Source organism: Herbiconiux sp. VKM Ac-1786 (assembly GCF_015350805.1).
Classification (GTDB): Bacteria; Actinomycetota; Actinomycetes; order Actinomycetales; family Microbacteriaceae; genus Herbiconiux.
Window position 1 is genome coordinate 2,032,842 of record NZ_JADKSG010000001.1, and the last position, 22,224, is coordinate 2,055,065.

General features: G+C 71.3%; 20 protein-coding genes. 14 read left to right on the forward strand and 6 right to left on the reverse strand.

Translation table 11 applies throughout. The features are described 5' to 3' along the window. Positions 1-2 precede the first annotated feature (2 nt). Positions 3-983, forward strand: coding sequence for a class 1b ribonucleoside-diphosphate reductase subunit beta (nrdF, locus tag ITJ64_RS09910; RefSeq protein ID WP_194680454.1), 981 nt, complete (start codon positions 3-5; stop codon positions 981-983). A 93-nt stretch (positions 984-1,076) separates the two neighbouring features. Then, positions 1,077-2,138: an acyltransferase family protein gene (locus ITJ64_RS09915; protein WP_194680455.1), complete on the forward strand. Its 1,062-nt coding sequence runs from the start codon at positions 1,077-1,079 to the stop codon at positions 2,136-2,138. Here the strand turns inward: ITJ64_RS09915 and ITJ64_RS09920 are convergent. The 3 genes from ITJ64_RS09920 to xylB form a co-directional block, all read right to left on the reverse strand. Beyond that, positions 2,135-3,427 carry a cellulase-like family protein gene (locus tag ITJ64_RS09920; protein ID WP_194680456.1) on the reverse strand — a complete coding sequence of 431 codons (1,293 nt, stop codon included), beginning with the start codon at positions 3,425-3,427 and terminating at the stop codon, positions 2,135-2,137. The genes ITJ64_RS09915 and ITJ64_RS09920 overlap by 4 nt on opposite strands. Beyond that, entirely contained in the window at positions 3,424-3,855 is a 432-nt protein-coding gene (locus ITJ64_RS09925; RefSeq protein ID WP_194680457.1) for a hypothetical protein, read from the reverse strand. The genes ITJ64_RS09920 and ITJ64_RS09925 overlap by 4 nt, the downstream gene beginning before the upstream one ends. An 84-nt stretch (positions 3,856-3,939) precedes the next feature. Beyond that, a complete protein-coding gene (gene xylB, locus ITJ64_RS09930; protein ID WP_194680458.1) occupies positions 3,940-5,403 on the reverse strand; it encodes a xylulokinase in 1,464 nt (487 codons plus the stop codon). A gap of 123 nt (positions 5,404-5,526) precedes the next feature. Here xylB and ITJ64_RS09935 point away from each other — a divergent pair, with 123 nt between their 5' ends. From ITJ64_RS09935 to ITJ64_RS09980, 10 genes are all read left to right on the forward strand, one after another. Then, a complete protein-coding gene (locus tag ITJ64_RS09935; RefSeq protein ID WP_194680459.1) occupies positions 5,527-6,129 on the forward strand; it encodes a PadR family transcriptional regulator in 603 nt (200 codons plus the stop codon). Then, on the forward strand, positions 6,126-7,607 hold the full coding sequence (locus ITJ64_RS09940; RefSeq protein ID WP_194680460.1) for a DHA2 family efflux MFS transporter permease subunit: 1,482 nt from the start codon (positions 6,126-6,128) through the stop codon (positions 7,605-7,607). The genes ITJ64_RS09935 and ITJ64_RS09940 overlap by 4 nt, the downstream gene beginning before the upstream one ends. A 222-nt stretch (positions 7,608-7,829) precedes the next feature. Next, positions 7,830-8,351: a hypothetical protein gene (locus ITJ64_RS09945; protein ID WP_194680461.1), complete on the forward strand. Its 522-nt coding sequence runs from the start codon at positions 7,830-7,832 to the stop codon at positions 8,349-8,351. Positions 8,352-8,548: 197 nt separating this feature from the next. Beyond that, positions 8,549-9,607 carry a LacI family DNA-binding transcriptional regulator gene (locus ITJ64_RS09950; protein ID WP_194680462.1) on the forward strand — a complete coding sequence of 353 codons (1,059 nt, stop codon included), beginning with the start codon at positions 8,549-8,551 and terminating at the stop codon, positions 9,605-9,607. A 182-nt stretch (positions 9,608-9,789) separates the two neighbouring features. Continuing rightward, the gene (locus ITJ64_RS09955; RefSeq protein WP_194680463.1) at positions 9,790-10,488 is read left to right on the forward strand and encodes an L-ribulose-5-phosphate 4-epimerase; all 699 of its coding nucleotides are present in this window, start codon (positions 9,790-9,792) and stop codon (positions 10,486-10,488) included. Beyond that, positions 10,485-11,612: a multiple monosaccharide ABC transporter substrate-binding protein gene (chvE, locus tag ITJ64_RS09960; RefSeq protein ID WP_370545125.1), complete on the forward strand. Its 1,128-nt coding sequence runs from the start codon at positions 10,485-10,487 to the stop codon at positions 11,610-11,612. The genes ITJ64_RS09955 and chvE overlap by 4 nt, the downstream gene beginning before the upstream one ends. 109 nt (positions 11,613-11,721) lie before the next feature. Next, a complete protein-coding gene (gene mmsA, locus ITJ64_RS09965; protein WP_194680464.1) occupies positions 11,722-13,260 on the forward strand; it encodes a multiple monosaccharide ABC transporter ATP-binding protein in 1,539 nt (512 codons plus the stop codon). Between the two features lie 34 nt (positions 13,261-13,294). Then, complete coding sequence (gene mmsB, locus ITJ64_RS09970; protein WP_194680465.1) at positions 13,295-14,536, forward strand: multiple monosaccharide ABC transporter permease; 1,242 nt, start codon at positions 13,295-13,297, stop codon at positions 14,534-14,536. Positions 14,537-14,604: 68 nt separating this feature from the next. Continuing rightward, a complete protein-coding gene (locus tag ITJ64_RS19340; RefSeq protein ID WP_194680466.1) occupies positions 14,605-16,062 on the forward strand; it encodes a sugar ABC transporter ATP-binding protein in 1,458 nt (485 codons plus the stop codon). 4 nt (positions 16,063-16,066) lie between these two features. Beyond that, entirely contained in the window at positions 16,067-16,870 is an 804-nt protein-coding gene (locus tag ITJ64_RS09980; protein WP_194680467.1) for a type II CAAX endopeptidase family protein, read from the forward strand. A 47-nt stretch (positions 16,871-16,917) separates the two neighbouring features. Here the strand turns inward: ITJ64_RS09980 and galE are convergent, their stop codons facing one another. From galE to galT, 3 genes are read right to left on the reverse strand one after another with little or no spacing between them, the layout of a single operon-like run. Continuing rightward, on the reverse strand, positions 16,918-17,880 hold the full coding sequence (gene galE / locus ITJ64_RS09985) for a UDP-glucose 4-epimerase GalE (protein ID WP_194680468.1): 963 nt from the start codon (positions 17,878-17,880) through the stop codon (positions 16,918-16,920). Next, entirely contained in the window at positions 17,877-19,121 is a 1,245-nt protein-coding gene (gene galK, locus ITJ64_RS09990) for a galactokinase (RefSeq protein ID WP_194680469.1), read from the reverse strand. Before galK ends, galE begins: the two co-directional genes overlap by 4 nt. Then, the gene (gene galT, locus ITJ64_RS09995) at positions 19,118-20,254 is read right to left on the reverse strand and encodes a galactose-1-phosphate uridylyltransferase (protein ID WP_370545126.1); all 1,137 of its coding nucleotides are present in this window, start codon (positions 20,252-20,254) and stop codon (positions 19,118-19,120) included. Before galT ends, galK begins: the two co-directional genes overlap by 4 nt. A 72-nt stretch (positions 20,255-20,326) precedes the next feature. Between galT and ITJ64_RS10000 the strand changes: the two genes are divergently transcribed. Together ITJ64_RS10000 and ITJ64_RS10005 are read left to right on the forward strand one after the other, a co-directional pair. Further along, on the forward strand, positions 20,327-21,139 hold the full coding sequence (locus tag ITJ64_RS10000) for a DeoR/GlpR family DNA-binding transcription regulator (protein WP_194680470.1): 813 nt from the start codon (positions 20,327-20,329) through the stop codon (positions 21,137-21,139). A 113-nt stretch (positions 21,140-21,252) separates the two neighbouring features. Next, a complete protein-coding gene (locus ITJ64_RS10005; RefSeq protein ID WP_194680843.1) occupies positions 21,253-22,224 on the forward strand; it encodes an aldo/keto reductase in 972 nt (323 codons plus the stop codon).

A 22,224-nucleotide genomic window follows, 5' to 3' on the forward strand; every position in this document is an offset into this window, starting at 1 on the left:
CGATGACCCCTTCCGAGCCGCTGAAGCTCCTCACCAAGGTGCAGGCGATCAACTGGAACCGCATCCAGGACGACAAGGACGTGGAGGTCTGGAACCGCCTCGTCAACAACTTCTGGCTGCCCGAGAAGGTGCCGCTGTCGAACGACGTGCAGTCGTGGGCCACGCTCACGCCGGCCGAGCAGCAGCTCACCATGCGCGTGTTCACCGGCCTCACCCTGCTCGACACGATCCAGGGCACGGTCGGCGCGGTCTCGCTCATCCCCGACTCGCTGACGCCGCACGAGGAGGCCGTCTACACGAACATCGCGTTCATGGAGTCGGTGCACGCCAAGTCGTACTCGTCGATCTTCTCGACCCTGTCGAACACGAAGGACATCGACGAGGCCTTCCGCTGGTCGACCGAGAACCCGAACCTGCAGAAGAAGGCGTCGATCGTCCTCGACTACTACCACGGCGACGAGCCGCTGAAGCGGAAGGTCGCCTCGACGCTGCTCGAGAGCTTCCTCTTCTACAGCGGCTTCTACCTGCCGATGTACTGGTCGTCGCGGGCGAAGCTCACGAACACGGCCGACCTCATCCGCCTCATCATCCGTGACGAGGCCGTTCACGGCTACTACATCGGCTACAAGTTCCAGCGCGGGCTGGAGCTCGTCGACCAGGCCAAGCGCGACGAGATCAAGGACTACGCCTTCTCGCTGATGTACGACCTCTACGAGAACGAGGTGCAGTACACGCAAGACCTCTACGACGAGGTCGGTCTGACCGAAGACGTCAAGAAGTTCCTGCACTACAACGCGAACAAGGCGCTGATGAACCTCGGCTACGAGCCGATGTTCCCCAAGACGGTCACCGACGTGAACCCGGCGATCCTGTCGGCCCTGTCGCCGAACGCCGACGAGAACCACGACTTCTTCTCGGGGTCTGGCTCCTCCTACGTCATCGGCAAGGCCGTCAACACCGAAGACGAGGACTGGGACTTCTAGCCCACCCCCCCCGCCCTCGACGATCGGGCCCTCCCCTCCGGGGGAGGGCCCTTCGCGTTCGGCGGGGCGGGCCGTCGGCTAGCGTGGGAGGGTATGGCTGCACCGTCCGAGACCGTCGCGGCGCGGCTGGAGTGGCCCGACTTCGCGCGCGGGGCGAGCATCGTGATGGTGGTGCTGCTGCACCTGTTCCTGCTGCACTACATCTACTTCTTCTACGGGTTCCCCGGGTCCGACGTCGTCAACGCCGTCGTCGACGCGACCCTGCCGCTGCGCATGCCGCTGTTCTTCCTCGTCTCGGGCTACCTCGCCTCGCGGGCGATCCGGCGGCCGTGGCGGGCGGTGCTGCGGCCCCGGGTGCTGCTGCTGGTCTACCTCTACCTCGTCTGGGTCGTCGTCAACGCCGTCTTCGACGTGCTGCGCGAGCGATTCGGGCAGGGCGGCGCGGTCGACGTCCCCCGCTTCCTGCTCGACAACCTGCTCTGGCCCCAGACCACGCTCTGGTACCTCTACGCCCTGCTGCTGTTCTTCGTGGCCGCCCGTCTGACGCGGCGGGTGCCGCTGCCGGCGCTGCTCGCCTTCGCGATCGTGCTGTCGGTGCTCGGCACGACCTTCCTCGACGGGCTCCCGCAGCACCTCCTGCGCTCCTTCGTGTTCTACCTCCTCGCCGCCCGGGCGCCGCAGCTGATCGACCTGCTCCTGCGGCGCTCCGGGTGGATCGTCACCACGGTCACCGGGCTGGTCGCGGTCGCGCTGACCGCGCTGTACGTCGCGACCTTCGCCGATCTCGGGCTGTTCCTCGCGGCGGGGGTGGCGTCGGTCGCCTTCGCGCTCCAGCTGTCGGTGCGGGTGGCCGCGCATCCGCTCGCCGCCCCCGTGCGCTACCTCGGCCGGCACACCCTCGCGATCTTCCTGGTGCACCCGTTCGTCTTCATCGTGGCGAACGACGCCCTGCTGGCCCGGCCGGGGGCAGCCGAATGGATGCGCGACCACGACCTCGTGGTGATCGCCTACCCCTGGCTGCTGCTGGCCGCGACCCTCGCGTTCTGCGTCGGCGTCGAGGCGCTGGCACGCCGGATCGGGCTCGCCTGGCTCTTCTCGCTGCCGAGAACCGGGGCCGCCCAGAGCGAGAGCAGGCGCACGAGCACCAGCAGCTAATCCTGCGCGAGGATCTCCGCGTTCAGCCGCCGCTGCCACGCGACATCCGCCCACATCGGGTGATGCGGCGCGGCGTTCGAGCAGAGCACCACGCCCCAGACCCCGTGCTCGAGCGCCGTGCGGATGCCGATCTCGGCCAGCGCCCGCCCGATCGGCCCCTCCTCGAAGGTGCCGTGCAGCGGCGTGTACCCGATCCAGCCCTCACCGATCACGGCCGGGACGCCCTTCCAGCGCGCCCATTCGGCGATCGCGATCGTGCGCGACTCGATCTCCCGCTCCATCACGGCGCGGTAGGGCCCGTAGTTCTCGTACAGCCAGGTGTCCCAGCGGTCGGCGTCGAGCTGGTCGTAGCCGTAGATCATCTGGTCGGTGACGACGGTGGCCTCGAACTTCCACGAGGCGGCGCGGCCGTACTCGGCCGGGGTCGGCGCGTCGGGGCGCAGGAGCTCGCGCAGGGCGGCGTTCGGGAATCCCTCGCTGCCCTCGGCGCGGATGTCGAGGCGCTGCTGCAGCGCATCCAGCACCCCGTAGCTGTAGACGTGGAACTGCGCCGCCCCGAGCCCGTCGGGCAGCTGGTGCATCGCGAGGTGCGGCGGCTTGCCCCAGCTGGCGGTCACGAGCAGGTCGGGGTGGGCCGCCCGCAGCCGCTCGACGGCCTGTATGCCGCTGGAGGCATGCGGTGAGGCGACGTCGGGCAGCAGCGAGAAGTCGACCTCGTTGTGCAGCTCGACGAGCGCGATCGTGTCGCGGTGGCCGGCGGCGGTGAGGTGCTCGAGCATCCGGTTCCAGGAGGCGGCGAGCAGCTCGTAGCGCGACTCCTCGGGCACCGCGTGGATGGCCTCGAACCAGGCGCTCGACCGCGCGAACGCGGGGGACTGCTGGTACTCCCAGCTCGCCAGGATCACGACGACGCCGTGCCGCGACGCCGCCTCGAAGAGCTCCAGCAGGCGGGCGCCGACGTCGAGCGAGTACCCGCCGGGCACGTCGTACCAGCGCGTGCCCTCCCCGTAGAAGCCGCCGCCGGGGGCCGCGCCGAGCCCCTCGATCGACAGGTCGTGGGCGAGTGAGGCGAGCGGCCGGCCTTCGTGCGAGAGCTCAGCGAACAGCAGCAGGGGAGCGGCGCAGATGCGCACGGCGTTATAGCCGCGCTCGACGGTCTCCGCGAAGGCGCGGTCGAGGTCGGCGAAGGGGCCGCCGGGCTCGGCGCGGGTGTACCACGAGAAGTCCCAGAGGCTGATGGTGAGCCGCGGCGGCAGGTGCTCCGGGACCGGGCCGGTCAGATCGGTCATGCGGGAAGCCTTTCGTTCGAGGAGAGCGCCGGCGTGAAGGAGAGCAGCTCCTCGTCGCCGGCGAAGAGTCGCAGCGTCAGCTCGCACGCCACCACGCGACCGGCGAGCACCGCTTCGACCACGAACGGCGACCCGGGGGCCAGCGCCACCCACCACTCCCAGGCCGTTCCGCGGTCAGCCGGCGCGATGGCGGCGAAGAGGGTGCCCGCGAGGGGCGGGGTCAGCGACGCGGGGGCGAACGCCGGCGCCTCGAGGCGCACCCGGGCGCGCGGCACGGCGACGGTCGCCGAGACGTCGACGCGGGCGAGGGGCTGCCGCAGGGCATCCGACCTCACCGACACGCTCACGACGCAGTGCCGCGCCGACGGCGCAGCGGCCGACGCGAGCGGGTCGCGGGGCGGGGCCGTGCGGGCGTCAGCGGTCGTCACGGCATCGACACTACGGATGCGCGACCGCCCGGCACCATGGCCGAAACGTCGCTCGGCCTGGACGATCCGCCGACCCGTGAGGCCTCAGCCCGCGGGCGAAACGGCGTGCGCCGCGTACTGCTCCCGGATGATCGGCCGATGGTCGGGCGCCGGCGAGCCCGCGAGCGAGATCGCCCACGACGGCCGCGTGCCCGAGAGCACCCAGCCCGCCTGCACGGCGGCGCCGTCGGCCACGTACTCGCCCGGCAGCGGAACCGTCACCGGCACGTCGAACACCTGAGCGGCCACGGCCTGGACGGCCGGGTTGAGGGCGGCGCCGCCGATCAGCAGGATGCGCGAGGGCACGACCCCGACCCGCCGCACCGCGTCGAGCCCGTCGGCGAGGCCGCAGAGCAGCCCCTCGATGGCGGCGCGGGCGAGCCCCGGCCGGGTGGTGGAAGCGAGGGTGAGGCCGAACAGCGTCGCGGTCGCCGTGGGCAGGTTGGGGGTGCGCTCGCCCTCGAAGTAGGGCTGGAGCACGAGCCCGTCGGAGCCCGCGGGCGCCTCGAGCGCCAGTGCGCCGAGCTCGGTGTGCGAGACACCGAGGAGGGCGGCGGTGGCGTCGAGCACCCGGGCCGCGTTGAGCGTGGCCACCAGGGGGAGGAAGGCGCCCGAGGCGTCGGCGAAGCCGGCGACCGTGCCGCTCTCGTCGGACGAGGGCTCGCTCGTGACGGCGAAGACGGTGCCGCTCGTGCCGATCGAGACGACGACGTCGCCCTCGACGGCGCCCAGGCCGAGCGCCGCACCGGCGTTGTCGCCCGCGCCGGGGCCCACGACGATGCCGGCCGGCACCCGGACGGACACGGGCGCCGACGACGAAGACGCCGAAGCCGAGAACGCGACCGTCGACCCGGCGGACTCCGCCGGCCCCAGCACCCGCGGCAGCACCGCGTCGTGTCCGAGCGCCGCCACGAGCAGCTCCCGGTCGTAGGAGCCGGTGCGCGGGTTCCAGTACGAGGTGCCGCTGGCGTCCGAGCGGTCGGTCACCAGTTCTTCGAGCACCGGCCCCAGGGGCGAGGCGCCGGCCGGCCCGTAGCCGCGCAGGCGCCAGGTGAGCCAGTCGTGCGGCAGCGCGACGGCGGCCACCCGCTCGGCCGCCGAAGGCTCGGCGTCGCGCAGCCAGCGCAACTTGGTGGCGGTGAACGAGGCGACCGGCACACTGCCGGTGCGCTCGGCGAGCGAGGCGGCGCCGAACTCCTCGATCAGCGCGCGTGCGGCGGGAGCCGAGCGGGTGTCGTTCCAGAGCAGCGCCGGGCGGATGACGTCGCCGGCCTCGTCGAGCACGACCATGCCGTGCTGCTGCCCGGCGATCGCGATGGCGGCGACGTCGTCGAGCCCGCCGGCCGCGTCGAGCGCCGTCACGAGCGCGTCCCACCAGAAGGCGGGGTCGACCTCGGTGCCGGCCGGGTGGGTGGCCCGCCCCTGACGCACGAGCTCCCCGCTGTCGAGGTCGCGGATCACGACCTTGCAGCTCTGGGTGGATGAGTCGATGCCGGCGACGAGCGTCATTGGTGTCTCCTGGTGCGAGAAAAAGTTTGCTTCCACAACATATTCGACGGATGCCCGCCGGGGCAATCCGGCTCCACCGCCCGTGACCTTGCGAACCCCGACTACTCGTGCGAGAGTACTCCGGTGTCTCCGCTCCGTCTCTTCGTGCTCGGCTCGCTCGACGCGCGCGGGGCGATGCACGGGCACCAGCTGCGGCTGCTCGGCGAGGAGGAGCGCATCCACCTCTGGACCGACGTCAGCGTCGGCTCGCTCTACGGTGCCCTCAAGCGCCTCGCCGCCGACGGGCTGATCGCCGAGGAGCGCGTCGAGCGCGAGGGCGCCTACCCCGAGCGGCAGGTCTACGCGATCACGCCTGCGGGCCGCGAGGCGCTCGCCGCGCTCCGCGAGGAGGGCCTCCGCGCCATCCGCCTGAAGCATGACCCCTTCGATCTCGCGGTCACGCGACTCGACCCCGAGCGCCTCGACGAGCTCGCCCCCGAGCTCGAGCGCCGGATCGAGGCGCTGCAGACCCTGCTCGCCGAGCAGCAGGAGCGCCTCGACCGCGCCCGGCCCCACCTCTCCCTCGCCGAGACGTGGGTGATGGAGCACCGCTCCGACCGCGTGCGCTCGGAGATCGCCTCGCACGAGCGCCTGCTCGCGGCCGTGCCCGACATCGTCGCCGACGAGCGCCGCCGCGCCGGCGCCCTGCCCGAACCCGTAGCCCCCCGAAAGGCCCCCACCCCATGACCGATACCGCCACCACCCAGGCGCCGCCCGCCGTTCCGGCCCGCGCCTGGCGCGCGCTGATCGTGCTGCTCGCCGGCATGTTCATCGCCCTGCTCGACACGACCATCGTGAACGTGGCGCTCCCGACGATCCGCACCAGCATCGACGCCTCCGAGGCGACCCTGTCCTGGATCATCTCGGGCTACGCCCTCGCCTTCGGCCTCGCCCTCATCCCCGCCGGCCGCATCGGCGACCGCATCGGCCACAAGTGGGTCTTCTTCACCGGCGTCGCGCTCTTCACCGTGGCGAGCCTCGCCTGCGGTCTCGCGATGGACAGCACCCAGCTCATCGTCGCCCGCGTCGTGCAGGGCCTCGCGGGCGGCATCTTCGTGCCGGCCGTCACCGCCTTCATCCAGCTGCTGTTCCCGCCGCAGTCCCGCGGCAAGGCCTTCGCCATCATGGGCGCCGTGATCGGCGTCTCGTCGGCGCTCGGCCCGATCGTCGGCGGTCTGATCATCCAGGCCTTCGGCGAGGAGTCGGGCTGGCGCCTCGTCTTCGGCGTGAACCTGCCGATCGGTCTCGCCACCCTGGTGGCCGCCGTCTTCCTGCTGCCCGGCCGCACGGCCGACGCCGAGGGGGCCCCGGCGAAGCGCCCGAAGATCGCGCTGGACTGGGTGGGCCTCGTGCTCGTCTCGGCCGCCCTGGTCGCCCTGCTCGTGCCGCTGATCGAGGGCCAGGACGAGGGCTGGCCGCTCTGGACCATCCTCTCGCTCGTCGCCGGCGCCCTGCTCCTCGTCGCGTTCGGCGCCTGGGAGGTGCGGTACACCCGCCGCGGCAGCATCCCGCTGGTGCCGCCGAGCCTCTTCCGTCACCCGGCCTTCACCGGTGGCGTCGTGCTCGCCCTGGTCTACTTCGCGAGCTTCACCAGCATCTTCTTCACCATCTCGCTGCTCTGGCAGGCCGGCCTCGGCCACACCGCGCTCGAGTCGGGCGCCGTCTCGATCCCGTTCGCCATCGGCTCCATCGTCGGCTCCAGCCAGAGCGCGCGGCTGGCGCAGCGGCTCGGCCGCTCGGTGCTCGTGATCGGCACCGCGGCCGTCGTCGTGGGCCTCGCGGCCATCTGGGTCATCCTGCTGGTGACCCCGGCGGCCGACCTCACGAACTGGCTGCTGCTCGCCCCGCTCCTGATCGCCGGCGCCGGCAACGGGCTCTTCATCGCCCCGAACGCCCAGTTCATCGTCGCCACGGTCGACCGCAAGGAGGCCGGCTCGGCCTCGGGCGTCATCAGCGCCATGCAGCGCGTCGGCAGCGCGATCGGCATCGCCGTCGTGGGCAGCGTGTTCTTCGGCTCGCTGGTCGTCGGGCAGGGGTCTCCGGATGCTCTCGCCACCGGCTTCGTGAACAGCTCCGCCCTGGCGATGGCCGTCAGCACGGGCTTCGCGGTGCTGGCGTTCCTGCTCGTCTTCGCGCTCCCGAAGCGCACCTCGACGGGGCACTAGAGCACCTTCCTGGGAAAACCCTTGCGCTCGGAGCCGAGCAGCCGCTAACGTCATTACCCGCGGCAACTCGGCCGCCATGAACGAAAGGGGAGGTGAACACCATGATTCCGAATCGGAACTTCGACATGGCGCTTCCCCCGTTCATGCGCGTCACGGCCTAGCCGCGACCCGAACGCCAGGAAGCGCCTCCATCGCTCGTCATCTCATGGAGGAAGACTTCCCGTGTTCACCGCATCATCCCGCTCGCACGACAGCGAGCTGCTCCTGTTCCATCAACACGACCCCGTCTCGTGGGTCGACTCCCTGCAGTTCGGCCGCGGACTCGCGGCCGGAACCTACCGCCGTGACTGGACCTGGCTGGCCGTCGTCGACGACCGTCCGGTCGCCCGCGGCGTCTGGTGGGGCCCCGTCGGCTCGGTGCACCCCATCGAGCTGCACTGCCTGATCGTCGACCGCTCGCTCCCTCACCCCGAGGTGTGGGCGTCGGCCCTGATCCGCTCGGCGCACCGCGCCTTCGCGGAGGCGGGGGCCATCCTGGCGCCCGACTTCGTGATCGAGGTGCCCGCCGCCGCGCGTCAGGACGACGTGGTGCAGCAGGCCCTCGCCTGGCGCCGGGAGGCGGCGGTCTCCGCCGGCCTCACCGTGCTCGGCGAGGCCCCGCTCGAGGGCGGGGTGCAGCAGCTGCGGCACTCGGCCCGGGCCGTCCCGGCGCCCCGCGGCATCCGCGTCCACGCGGGTGTGTAGCGGGGCCCGGCGGCCGCGCCGACCGTCGGTGTGACTGTCACACGGTCGTCCCCTCGCCCGGGACGAGTGCGTGTGACAGTCACATCGGCCTCTGACGCGCATCCGGTGCTCACAGTTCCGGCCACCCCGGCGACGTGCATAATGTAAGGGCGTTCACGCCGTGTGAACGTGCACATCAGCACCAGAGCAGGTACGGGATGAACGAGCCCTCGGCGGAGGCCAAGCGCCCCCGGGCGCCGAGCATCCGCGATGTCGCGAAGCTCGCGGGGGTCTCGCACCAGACCGTCTCCCGGGTGCTGAACAACCACCCGAGCATCCGCGACGAGACCAAGGCCCGCGTGCTCGAGGTGATGGGCGAGCTGAACTACCGCCCCAACCGCGCGGCGAGAGCCCTGGTCACGAGCCGGTCCCGGGCCATCGGGGTGCTCACCTCCTCGCGCTCGGAGTACGGGCCGGCCTCGAGCATCAAGGCCATCGAGGAGGCCGCGCTGCTGCACGGCTACCTCGTGGTGACGGCGAACGCCGACGGCACCGACCGCGCCTCGATCGCCCGCGCCATCACGCACCTGCTCGACCAGGCGGTGGAGGGCATGGTCGTGATCGCGCCGCAGGTGCGCGTGTTCGACACCCTGCACGAGCTGAACCTCGACCTGCCCTACGTGACGCTGCAGTCCACCGGCCGGCAGGGCGACCATTCCCTCTCGGTCGACCAGATCGAGGGCGCCCGGCTCGCCACCCGGCACCTGATCGAGCTCGGCCATCGCGGCATCTACCACCTCGCCGGCCCCCAGGACTGGGTCGAGGCCGAGGCGCGGATGGAGGGGTTCCTGCGCGAGATGAGCGATCAGGACGTGCCGACGACGGCGCCGATCCTCGGCGACTGGACGGCGGAGTTCGGCTACTACGCCGGGCTCGAGCTACTGCGGGTGCGCGACTTCACCGCGATCTTCTCCTCGAACGACCAGATGGCGCTGGGGCTGATCCACGCCATCCGCGACGCCGGGCTCGACGTGCCGGGCGACATCAGCGTGGTCGGCTTCGACGACATCCCCGAGGCGGCGCACTTCTGGCCGCCGCTGACGACGGTGCGGCAGGACTTCGCCGAGCTCGGCCGCCGCTGCGTGGCGCTGCTGGTGTCCGCCGTCGACGACGACGCGCCAGGGTCGGGCCCGGTCGCCGAGTCCGCGCTGGAGTGGCCCGGGTCGCTCCTGCCGACCCTGGTGGTGCGCCGCTCGACCGGGCCGCCCCCGGCCTGACGGCATGCCGCCACCCGCCTGATCGCGCGGAACCCCCCGAACGGGGCGCATCCGCTCGGTTACCGAACCGAGACCATCGCCGACTTGACAGGCTCGGCCGCCATGGGCGTAATATCAATCCGATGTGACCGTTCACATGAACGAATTTGTGAACGGTCACACAAGACGAAGGGGTCATGAGGATGACGATGCGAGCCGAACTCGAGGTGGGCATCGCCCGCCTGCGGGCGGAGATCGCTGGTCTGCACTCCGAGCTCACGCGCTACGAGCTCGTGGTCTGGACGGGCGGGAACATCTCGGGTCGTGTGGTCGGCGCCGACCTGTTCGTCATCAAGCCCTCCGGTGTCTCCTATGAAGACCTGGCACCGGAGAACATGATCCTCTGCGACCTCGAGGGCACGGTCGTGCCGGGCACGCCCGGCGCCGCCCGCGCCCCCTCGGTCGACACCGCGGCGCACGCCTACGTGTACCGCACCATGCCGGAGGTCGGGGGAGTGGCCCACACCCACTCGCCCTACGCCGTGGCCTGGGCGACGCTCGGGGAGCCCATCCCCTGCGTCACCACGACCATGGAGGCCGAGTTCGGGGGCGAGATCCCCGTGGGGCCGCTCGCCCGGATCGGCGACGACTCGATCGGGCGGGGGATCGTCGACACGCTGGCGGGTCACCGCTCGCCGGCCGTGCTGATGCAGAGCCACGGCCCCTTCACCATCGGCCCGGACGCCCGGACCGCGGTGAAGACGGCGGTGCTCGTCGAAGACGCCGCGCGGGTCGCGCACCTGGCCCGCCAGCTCGGCGAGCCGCGGGAGCTCACTCCCTCAGCCACCAGTCCGATCACGACGAAGAAGTCCTACACCACATCACGAAAGGAAACACAGTGAAGATCAAGACACTGCTCGCAGGAGTCGCCGCCGGCGCCCTGATGGTCAGCCTGGCCGCCTGCTCCAGCGGGGGCACCACCTCGGGCGGCGGTGAGGGCGGCGGCGACGGCGGCCTCATCGGCGTGGCGATGCCGACGAAGTCGTCGGAGCGCTGGATCCAGGACGGCGACGCCGTCAAGTCGCAGCTCGAGGACGCCGGCTACACCGTCGACCTCCAGTACGCCGAGGACGACATCCCCACCCAGGTCTCGCAGATCGAGAACATGATCACCAAGGGCGCCAAGGCCCTGATCGTCGCGTCGATCGACGGCACCACGCTGACCAGCGTGCTGCAGGAGGCCGCGGACAACGACATCCCCGTCATCGCCTACGACCGCCTCATCCGCGACACCGAGAACGTCGACTACTACGCGTCGTTCGACAACTACAAGGTCGGCGTGCAGCAGGCCAACTCGGTGCTGAACGGCCTCGGCCTCGTCGACCTCGACGGCAACGCGACCGACGGCGCCCCCGCCGGTCCGTTCAACATCGAGCTGTTCGCCGGTTCGCCCGACGACAACAACGCCACGTTCTTCTGGAACGGCGCGATCGACACCCTTCAGCCGTACATCGACAAGAAGGTGCTCGTCGTGAAGTCGGGCCAGGAGGCCTTCGAGCAGGCCGCCACGCTCCGCTGGGACGGCGAGACCGCCCAGAAGCGCATGGAGAACCTGCTGACGTCGACCTACTCCGACGGCTCCAAGGTCAACGCGGTGCTCTCGCCCTACGACGGCATCTCGCGCGGCATCATCTCGGCCCTGACCGACGCCGGCTACTCCGTCGGCGCCGAGTGGCCCGTCATCTCGGGCCAGGACGCGGAGCTCGACTCCGTCAAGGCCATCGAGTCCGGTGAGCAGTACGCCACCATCTTCAAGGACACCCGCGAGCTCGCGACCGTGGCCGTCAAGATGGCCTCGGCCCTGCTCGAGGGCAACGAGCCCGAGACGAACAACACCGAGGACTACGACAACGGTGTGAAGGTCGTCCCGTCCTTCCTCCTCGAGTCGCAGATCGTTGTCAAGGACAACATCGAGGACACCCTCGTCAAGTCCGGCTACTGGACCGAAGAAGAGATCAAGGGCTAGTCAGCCCCACTGAGACCCCCGCCCCGGTCGCGCGAGAGCGCGGCCGGGGCGCGGGTCTCGCCCCACCCGGCGTACGGCGTACGAGGCAAGGAAGCAGGTAATCCACGACATGTCCGATGACAGGACGAACATCCTCGAGATGCGGAGCATCACCAAGACGTTCCCCGGCGTGAAAGCGCTGCAGAACGTGACGGTCGACGTCCGCCGCGGCGAGGTCCACGCGATCTGCGGGGAGAACGGCGCCGGCAAGTCGACGCTGATGAAGGTGCTCTCGGGTGTCTACCCGTTCGGCACCTACGAGGGTGACATCGTGTTCGAGGACGAGGTCGTGCAGTTCCGCGACATCCGCGACTCGGAGGCGAAGGGCATCGTGATCATCCATCAGGAGCTCGCCCTCAGCCCCTACCTCTCGATCGCCGAGAACATCTTCTTGAACAACGAGTTGAAGGGCCCGCTCGGCCTGATCGACTGGAACAAGACCAACCACGAGGCCGCCGCCCTGCTGGCGCGCGTGGGCCTGAAGGAGAACCCCACCACCAAGGTGCGCGACATCGGCGTGGGCAAGCAGCAGCTCGTGGAGATCGCGAAGGCGCTGTCCAAGCGCGTGAAGCTGCTCATCCTCGACGAGCCGACCGCGGCCCTGAACGACGAGGACTCCGACCACCTGCTGAACCTCATTCTGCACCTCAAGGAGCAGGGCATCACGTCGATCATCATCAGCCACAAGCTGAACGAGATCAAGAAGGTCGCCGACTCGGTCACCGTCATCCGTGACGGCAAGACGATCGAGACCATCTCGAAGGACGACGTCACCGAGGAACGCATCATCAAGGACATGGTGGGCCGCGACCTCGAGCACCGCTACCCCGACCACACGCCCCACATCGGCGAGGAGATCCTCCGCGTCGAGGAGTGGACCGCGCACCACCCGCAGGACCCGACCCGCGTCATGGTCGACGACGTGAACATCACCGTCCGCGCCGGCGAGATCGTCGGCATCGCGGGCCTGATGGGCGCCGGCCGCACCGAGTTCGCGATGAGCCTGTTCGGCCGCAGCTACGGCTCCAAGATCTCGGGCCGCGTCTTCGTCAAGGGCAAGGAGGTGAAGACCCGCACGGTCGCCGAGGCGATCGAGAACGGTCTCGCCTACGCCACCGAAGACCGCAAGACCTACGGGCTCAACCTGATCGACGACATCAAGCGCAACATCTCGATGGCGTCGCTGGAGAAGCTCGAGCGCTTCGGCCTGGTCGACGACGGCAAGGAGTTCCAGGTCGCGAACTCCTACCGCACGAGCATGAACATCAAGGCGCCGAGCGTGCTGGCGAAGACCGGGAAGCTCTCGGGCGGCAACCAGCAGAAGGTCGTGCTGTCGAAGTGGATCTACTCCGACCCCGACGTGCTGATCCTCGACGAGCCCACCCGCGGCATCGACGTGGGCGCGAAGTACGAGATCTACAGCATCATCAACAAGCTCGCGGCCGAGGGGAAGGGCATCATCGTCATCTCCTCCGAGCTGCCGGAGCTGCTCGGCATCTGCGACCGCGTGTACGCCCTCTCCGAGGGCCGGATCACCGGCGAGCTGCCCATCGCGGAGGCCACCCCCGAGGCCCTGCTCAAACTCATGACCATGGAAAAGCCCCGCTAGCCCGCGCGCTGCCGGAAGAGGAGAAACAACGACCATGTCCGACCTGGAAACCAAGCCGTCCGACGCGACGGCCGCGGGCGCGCAAGTCAACCCCGTCGAGAACAAGTTCACCGAGCGCCTCAGCCACATCCTGGGCGACCTCGGCAAGAACGGCATCTTCATCGCGCTGGTGCTGGTGGTGGTGCTGTTCAGCATCCTGACCAACGGCATCCTGCTGCGCCCCCAGAACATCTCCAACCTGATCGTGCAGAACGGCTACATCCTCGTTCTCGCGATCGGCATGGTGATGGTCATCATCGCGGGCCACATCGACCTGTCGGTCGGTTCGGTCGCCGCGTTCGTCGGCGCCGTGTCGGGTGTCTTCGCCGTGCAGTGGGGCCTCCCCTGGTGGCTGTCGATCATCCTGTCGCTCGCCGTCGGTGCCCTGGTGGGCGTCTGGCAGGGCTTCTGGATCGCCTTCGTGGGCATACCCGCGTTCATCGTGACCTTGGCGGGCATGCTGATCTTCCGCGGACTCGCCCTCGTCGTGCTGGGCAACGCCAACATCGGCTCGTTCCCCACGGAGTACCGTGCGCTCGGCAACGGCTTCCTGACCGACCTGTTCGGCCAGTTCGAGCTCGACCCGCTGACCCTCGGCATTGCGGCCATCGCGATCATCGCGCTGTTCGTTTCGCAGTTCCGCACCCGCCGCGCCCGTCAGAGCTACGGCCAGGAGGTCGAGCCCTTCGCCTGGTTCGTCGCCAAGCTGGTGCTCGTCGCCGTGGCCGTGGGCCTGTTCGCCTACGCCCTCGCCACCTACAAGGGCATCCCGGTCACGCTGATCGTGCTCGCCGTGCTCGTGCTCATCTACGGCACGGTCATGAACCGCTCGACCTTCGGCCGCCACGTCTACGCCATCGGCGGCAACCTGCACGCCGCGGAGCTGTCGGGCATCAAGACCCGCAACGTCACCTTCTGGCTGTTCGTGAACATGGGCGTGCTGGCCGCGCTGGCCGGCCTGATCTTCACCGCGCGACTGAACCTCGCCGGCCCGAAGGCCGGTGACGGCTTCGAGCTCGAGGCCATCTCGGCCGCCTTCATCGGCGGCGCGGCGGTGCAGGGTGGTGTCGGCACCATCGGTGGCGCGATCATCGGTGGTCTGATCATCGGTGTGCTGAACAACGGCATGTCGATCATGGGCATCGGCATCGAGTGGCAGCAGGCCGTCAAGGGCCTCGTGCTGCTGCTCGCGGTCGCGTTCGACGTCTACAACAAGCGCCGCTCCGGCGGTCGCTGAGCCTCGGCTCCTCCTCTCCGCATGAGCATTCGGCGGGTGTCCACCCGGCCCGGTATAGGGTCGCGGTCGTGACACCCGCCGAATTTCGTTTCACGCTCCCGGGCGGCGACGAGCTCGTGGCCCGCGCCGGGGCCGTGGTCGCGGTCTGCGCCGGCGACGAGTCGGGGCCCGACGGGCTCGCCCGCCAGGTCGCCGAGCGCGTCATGTCAGGCCAGGCCCCGGTCTACGCCTGGATCGACCGTCGCCGGGGCCTCGTGCCCGCGCTCGACGTGGCCGAGAACATCTTCATGGGGCACGAGCGCCGCCGCACGCGCGGGCTCTTCCGCGGCGGCATCGACTGGAAGCGCACGCGCGACGACGCGGCCGCACTGCTCGCCGGGGTCGGCTCCACGCTCCGCCCCGTCGACCGCGCGGGCGACGCCGGCGAGTTCGACCGCCTGCTGATCGAGATCGCCCGGGCCGAGGCCCGCGGGGCGGCCGTGATCACGCTCGACGAGCCCACCGCACGGCTCGCGCCGGCCGAGACCGCGCGGCTGCTCGAGGTGCTGGCGGGGCTCGCCCTGCGGGGCGCCGCCGTGCTGGTCGTGACGCAGCGGCCCGCCGAGGCGCTGGGCTACGCCGACGAGCTCGTCGTGCTCCGCGGCGGCGCGATCGTCGGCGTGCACCCGCGCGCGGCGTGGGCGGGCTCGGCCGCCGACCGCGGGGCCGTGCGCGACCGGGTGCTCGCCGAGCTGGTGGGGCCGACGGATGCGCGTCCCGCCGCCGCCCCGACGCCGCCGTCCCCCGGCGGCACGGTGCTCCGCATCGCGGGCTGGAGCACCTCCGACCCGGTCGAACCCGAGCGCGCCCTCGTCTCCGACGCCGCGCTGGAGGTGCGAGCCGGCGAGATCGTCGGCCTCGCCGGCCTCCGCGACTCCGGCGCCGAGTCGCTGCTGCTCAGCGTCTACGGTCGCTCCGAGGGCACCGCCACCACCGGCACCGTCGAGCTCGACGGCCGCCCCGTCGACACGTCCACCGTCGAGAAGGCCATCGCCGCCGGACTCTTCCTCGCCACCACCTCATCGTCCCGCTACCGGGTGCGCTTCGTCGGCGGCATCGCGATGCCCGTCTCGGCCTCGAAGCTGCCCGCCCTCGTCTCGCTCGGCCTCGTCGACCGCGACAGCGACACCGCACCGCGCGAGGGGCTCGGCGCCACCGTGCTCGGTGCCGCGCGCGCCCTCGGCAAGGGCGGCGACGAGGCCGGCCACATCCGCGGTCTGGTCGCGGCCTTCCCCGCCTCCGACCGCCGGGTGCTGCTGCTCGGCGAGCCCTTCCGCGGGTCGACGGATGCGCAGCGGGCCGAGCTCGTCACCCACCTCGAGGCGGCCCGCGCGGCCGGCAAGGCCGTCGTCATCGCCTCGGCCGACCTCCCGGCCCTCCTCGCCCTCTGCGACCGCGTCGTCACGATGGCGGCCGGACGCGTCACCGGCGAGGTGCGCCCGGGCGCCGACCCCGCCGCCGTCGGAGCCCTCCTCGCCCCCGCGTGACCCGGTGACCCGGCCTGATCCCGTGCCCCCGGGCGACCCGGTGACCCCGGGCGAGGGCGCCCGGCCGCGCGGAGTGCGGTGGGGGCTCGTCGACGTCGTCGCCGGCATCGCCGCGTTCGCCGTGCTGTCGGCCGTGGCGCGGGTGCTCGTGCGGCTCCCCGGGGTCGGTGGCGAGCCGGCCCTGGTGCTCGGCATCGAGCAGGTGATCGGCGGCTGGCTGCCGCTCGTGGCCGTGGTGCTGGTCGCCACCTGGTGGCGCGGAAAGCGGAGCCTCCGGCTCGACTTCGGGCTGCACCTGCGCCCCGTCGACCTCGTGGTCGGGCTCGGTGTCGGCGTGGGGCTGCGGCTCGCGGCGCTCGGCCTCGCCGAGCTCGTGCGGCAGGCGACGGGCACCCGGGCCACGGCGTTCTCCGGGGGAGTGGGCGACCCGGTGCTGTTCGTGCTGTTCGCGGTGCTGGCCGCATCCGTCGTCTCGCCCGTGGTCGAGGAGCTCTACTTCCGCGGTCTGGTGCTGCGCTCGATCGAGCGGGCGGTCGCGCCGGCCGGGTCGACGGATGCGCGGCGGCGCCGGGCCGCGACGATCGCCGTGCTCGGCTCGGCGCTGCTGTTCACGGCGTTCCACCTCGACGGCGTGCCCGAGACGGCCGCCGCCGCGTCGCGCCTGCTCACCCTGTTCGTGGTGGGGCTCGTGCTCGGGCTGATGGCGGTGGCCACGAAGCGGCTCGGGGCCTCGATCGTGGCGCACGCCGCCTTCAACCTCACGGTCGCCGTGCTCGAGATCGTGACCCCGCCGGCGGTGACGGGCTGAGCCGACCGACCCGTCGGCACGGGAGGCCGGTCGTCACGGGAGGCCGGCTACCCCTTCGGGTACGCCTCCCACGCCGACTGCACCATCTCGCGGAGCGTGTGCCGCATCTCCCAGCCGAGGTCGCGGGCGGCGAGCTCGCCGAGCGCCACGATGCGGGCCGGGTCGCCGGGGCGGCGCGGGGCCACCTCGGGGGTGAAGTCGATGCCCGTGACCGAAGCCACCGCATCCATGATCTCGCGCACCGAGACGCCGTCTCCCGAGCCCAGGTTGTAGGCGGGCAGCACGGTCTCGCCGGCCTCGAGCCGGCGCGCGGCCGCCACGTGGGCGAGCGCCAGGTCGGAGACGTGGATGTAGTCGCGCACGCAGGTGCCGTCGGGGGTGTCGTAGTCGTCGCCGAAGATCGTCGGGGTGCGGCCCTCGCCGAGCGCCCGGAAGATCAGCGGGAACAGGTTGTGCGCACTCGCGTCGTAGAGGTCGGGCGAGCCCGAGCCGACCACGTTGAAATAGCGGAGCGCCGTGGCCTCGAGCCCGGCGGCGACCGCCTGGTCGCGCAGCAGCCACTCGCCGATCAGCTTCGACTCGCCGTAGGGCGACTCGGGCGCCTTCGGGGTGTCCTCGGTGACGAGCAGGGTGTCGGGCGTGCCGTAGACGGCGGCGCTCGAGGAGAAGACGAGGCGGGAGACGCCGACCGCCTGCATCCGCTCGAGCAGCACGGCGGTGCCCGTGACGTTCTGCTCGTAGGTGTGCAGCGGGCGCTTCACCGAGACGCCGGCGTACTTGTAGCCCGCGACGTGGATGACCCCGGTGACGTCGTGGTCGCGGAGCGTGCGCTCGACGAGGTCGCCGTCGAGGATCGAGCCCTGGACGAACGCCACGCCCTCCGGCACGAAGCCGGCGAAGCCGCTCGAGAGGTCGTCGAGCACGACGGGGGTGAGCCCCGCGCCCTGCAGCGCGCGGACGACGTGGGCACCGATGTAGCCGGCGCCTCCGGTGACGAGCCAGGTGGTCATTCCGAGATCCTCTCGACGGCGGGGTCGGCGACGGATGCTCCGCCGAACGGGCGGCGCACCGCCCCCTCCGACGGCACCACGGTGAACACCACGGGCTCGCGGTAGCCCGCCTCGGCGAACGCGGCGCGCTGGGCCTCGGCCAGCGCCTCGGCCTTCGAGCGGTGGATCAGGGCGATCGACGATCCGCCGAAGCCGCCGCCGGTCATCCGCGAGCCGACCGCACCGACGCGGCGGGCCACCTCGACGGACAGGTCGAGCTCGGGCACGGAGATCTCGAAGTCGTCGCGCATCGAGGTGTGCGACGCGTCGAGCTGCGGGCCGATCGCGCCGGCGCCGTGCTTCTCGAGGGTGCGCACGAGGTCGAGCACGCGCTCGTTCTCGGTGATGATGTGCCGCACCCGGCGGAAGGTCTCGTCGTCGAGCAGCTCCTCGGCGCGGCCGAGGTCGTCGGGGCCGAGGTCGCGCAGCGACGGCACCCCGAGGGTGCGGGCGCCGAGCTCGCAGGAGGCGCGGCGGGCGGCGTACCCGCCGGTGGCGTGCTCGTGCTCGACGCGGGTGTCGGTGACGACGATGACGAGCTCCTCGTCGTCGAGGCCGAGCGGAACGACGCGGGTCTCGAGCGAGCGGCAGTCGATCAGCACGGCCGAGTCGAGGCGGCCGAGCAGCACGGCCGACTGGTCCATGATGCCGGTGGGCGCGCCCACGGCCTCGTTCTCGGCGCGGCGGCCGATCACGGCCAGGGTGCGGCGGTCGAAGCCGAGGCCCCAGAGCTCGTCGATCGCGAGGCCGACGACGCCCTCGAGCGCGGCGCTCGAGGAGAGCCCGGCGCCGACGGGGATGTCGGAGACGACGTAGAGGTCGAGGCCGGGCACCCGGGCGAGGTCGGCGCCCTGCACGCCGGCGGCCCAGATGACGCCGAGCAGGTAGGCCGACCAGCCCGACACGGCCTCGGCCGAGAGCTCGTCGATCGAGAGCTCGACGATCTCGTCGGTGAACGACGACGACACGCGCACGAGGCGGTCCTCGCGCTCCCGCACGGCCATCACGGTGTGGCGGTCGATCGCGAAGGGCAGCACGAAGCCGTCGTTGTAGTCGGTGTGCTCGCCGATCAGGTTGACCCGGCCGGGCGCGGCCCAGAGCGAGGTCGGGGCCTCGCCGAAGGCGGCCGCGAAGCCGCGCACGGCGGCGGCGTCGAGCTCCTCGAGGCCCTTCGGGGCGGGGGTGGCGGGGCTGTCGGTCATTCGTCGTCCTTGTCTGCGCGGGCGAGCGCGTCTTTCAGGAGGCCGGCCGCCGTCTCGGGCGGCACGTCCCCGATGAAGGCTCCCATGGCGGCTTCCGAGCCGGCCAGGAACTTCAGCTTGTCGGCCGCGCGACGCGGCGAGGTGATCTGCAGCATCAGCCGGATGTCGTCGCGGTGCTCGTTCACCGGCGCCTGGTGCCAGGCGGCGATGTAGGGCGTCGGCGTGTCGTACAGGCGGTCGATGCCGCGCAGGATGCGTCGGTAGACGACCGCGAGCTCGTCGCGCTCCTCGGGCGTCGTCTCGGCGAAGTCGGGCACGTGCCGGTTCATCAGCAGGTGCACCTCGACGGGCCAGCGGGCCGCGAAGGGCACGAAGGCGGTGACGTGCTCGCCCTCGATCAGCACGCGGTCGGAGCCGCGCTCGAAGTCGAGGATGTCGGCGAACAGCGTGGGGCCGTAGCTCTCGATCGAGGAGATCAGCTTCTGCGTGCGCGGGGTGATGTAGGGGTAGGAGTAGATCTGCCCGTGCGGGTGGTGCAGCGTGACGCCGATGGCCTCGCCGCGGTTCTCGAACGGGAAGACCTGCTGCACGCCGGGGAGCGCCGAGAGGGCGGCCGTGCGGTCGGCCCAGGCCTCGATCACCGTGCGCGCCCGGGTGACGGACAGGTCGGCGAACGAGCCCTCGGTCGCGGGGCTGAAGCAGACGACCTCGCAGCGCCCCACCGAGGTGGCGGTGCGGCCGAGGCCGACCTCGCGGAGGTTCGCGAGCTCGCCCGCCGGGTCGGTGCCCTCGGGGGCCAGATCGGGCCCGAACGACGGCGACTTGTTCTCGAACACGGCGACGTCGTAGTTGCTCGGCACCTCGGTGAGGTTCTCGGGGCTCGACGGGGCGAGCGGGTCGAGGTGCTTCGGCGGCAGCATCACGCGGTTCTGCCGGGCGGCGGCGATGGAGACCCACTCGCCGGTCAGCGGGTCCTGTCGCATCTGGGCGACCGGAGGCCGCGGGGCCACCGGGCGGGCGTCGTCGGCCCGCTCGGGAGGCAGGAGGGTGTCGGGGTCGTCGAAGTAGATCAGTTCGCGGCCGTCGGAGAGACGGTGCACCCGCTTGATGATCCCGTTGCTGAGGGTCTGCACCCCTCGATTACGCCAGTTTCGAACCCGAAAGTCAAGCCCGCCGATTCGGTTTCGAATGCGTAAGATGAAGCCATGGGGAATGACGCGTCGACGGTGCGGCGCACGCGCGTGCTCGAGCTCGTCGCGGCGACCGGCTTCGCGCGCGTCGCCGAGCTGAGCCGCGAGCTCGGTGTCTCCGAGGTGACGGTGCGCAGCGACCTCGCCGCCCTCGAGCGCGACGGCAGCGTCGACCGGGTGCACGGGGGAGCGGTGCTTCGCGGCATGTCCCCGCGCACCGATGCGCTGGAGCCCTCGTTCGAGTCGGCCCGGCAGACCTGGGCGGCCGAGAAGCGCCGCATCGGCGTCGCCGCCGCCGCGCTGGTCGAGAGCGGCAGCAGCGTGCTGCTCGACGTCGGCACCACCACCGCGGCCGTCGCCGACGCGCTGCTCGAGCGCGACGACCTCGACGACGTCGTGGTGATCACGAACGGCCTCTCCATCGCCCTCGCCCTTGAGGACGCCATCCCGCGCTTCACCGTCGTCGTCACCGGCGGCACCCTGCGGCCCCTGCAGCACTCGCTCGTCGCGCCCTACGCCTCGGCGCTTCTCGCGCGCCTGCACGCCGACCTCGCGATCATCGGCTGCACCGGCGTCGACGTGCGGGCCGGGGTGACGAACGTGAACCTCCCCGAGTCCGAGCTGAAGAGCGCGATGGTGGCGGCGAGCGACCGCGCCGTGGTGGTGGCCGACCCGTCGAAGATCGGGCACGCCGACGTGGGTATCGTGGGAGCGCTGGCCGACTTCGAGCTCCTGGTCACCGCATCCGGAACCGGCGCCCCCACCGGCCACGACGACCGGCTCGCCGCCCTGCGCGCCGCCGGGCTCGACGTGCTCGCAGCCCCCTGACACCCCCGCCCCGCCCCGCACCTCACCGAAGAGCTGAAGAGCTGAAGAGCCGAAGAGAAACGAGCCCCGCCGTGTCCGACACCTACCTCGCCGCCGCCGACCGCTACGAGCGGATGCCCTACAAGCGCTCGGGCCGGAGCGGCCTGAAGCTCCCCGAGCTCTCGCTCGGCCTCTGGCACAACTTCGGCCACGAGCGCCCCATCGACACTCAGCGCGCCATCATCCGCCGCGCCTTCGACCTCGGCATCACGCACTTCGACCTCGCCAACAACTACGGCCCGCCCGCCGGATCGGCCGAGACGAACTTCGGCCGCGTCTTCGCCGAAGACCTCGCGCCCTACCGTGACGAGCTGATCATCTCGTCGAAGGCCGGCTACCACATGTGGGAGGGCCCCTACGGCGAGTGGGGCTCGCGAAAGAACCTGCTCTCCTCGCTCGACCAGTCGCTGACCCGCCTCGGCCTGCCCTACGTCGACATCTTCTACTCGCACCGCTTCGACCCCGAGACCCCGCTCGAGGAGACCATGGGCGCGCTCGCGACCGCGGTGCACTCCGGCAAGGCGCTCTACGTCGGCGTCTCGAACTACTCGCCCGAGCAGACCCGGGAGGCCGCGCGCCTCCTCGCCGAGCACAAGGTGCCGCTGACCATCCACCAGCCGAGCTACTCGATGTTCAACCGGCACATCGAGACGGGCCTGCTGCCCGTGCTCGAGGAGGTCGGAGCCGGAAGCATCGTCTTCTCGCCGCTGCAGCAGGGCCTGCTCACCGACCGCTACCTCGACGGCCACGTGCCCGCCGACTCGCGCGCGGCGACCAGCAATTTCCTCTCGGCCGACCGCATCGACGACACCTACCTCGAGCGCGCCCGCGGGCTCGCCGAGATCGCGAAGGGCCGCGGCCAGACCCTGGCGCAGCTCGCGCTGACCTGGGTGCTCCGCCACCCGCAGGTCACCAGCGCCCTGATCGGTGCGTCCAGCGTCGCGCAGCTCGAGCAGAACGTGGCCGCGCTGGGTGCCCCGAAGCTCTCCGACGACGAGCTCGCCGCCATCGAGCCCTTCGCCGTCGACGGAACGGGGCGCCGCTGA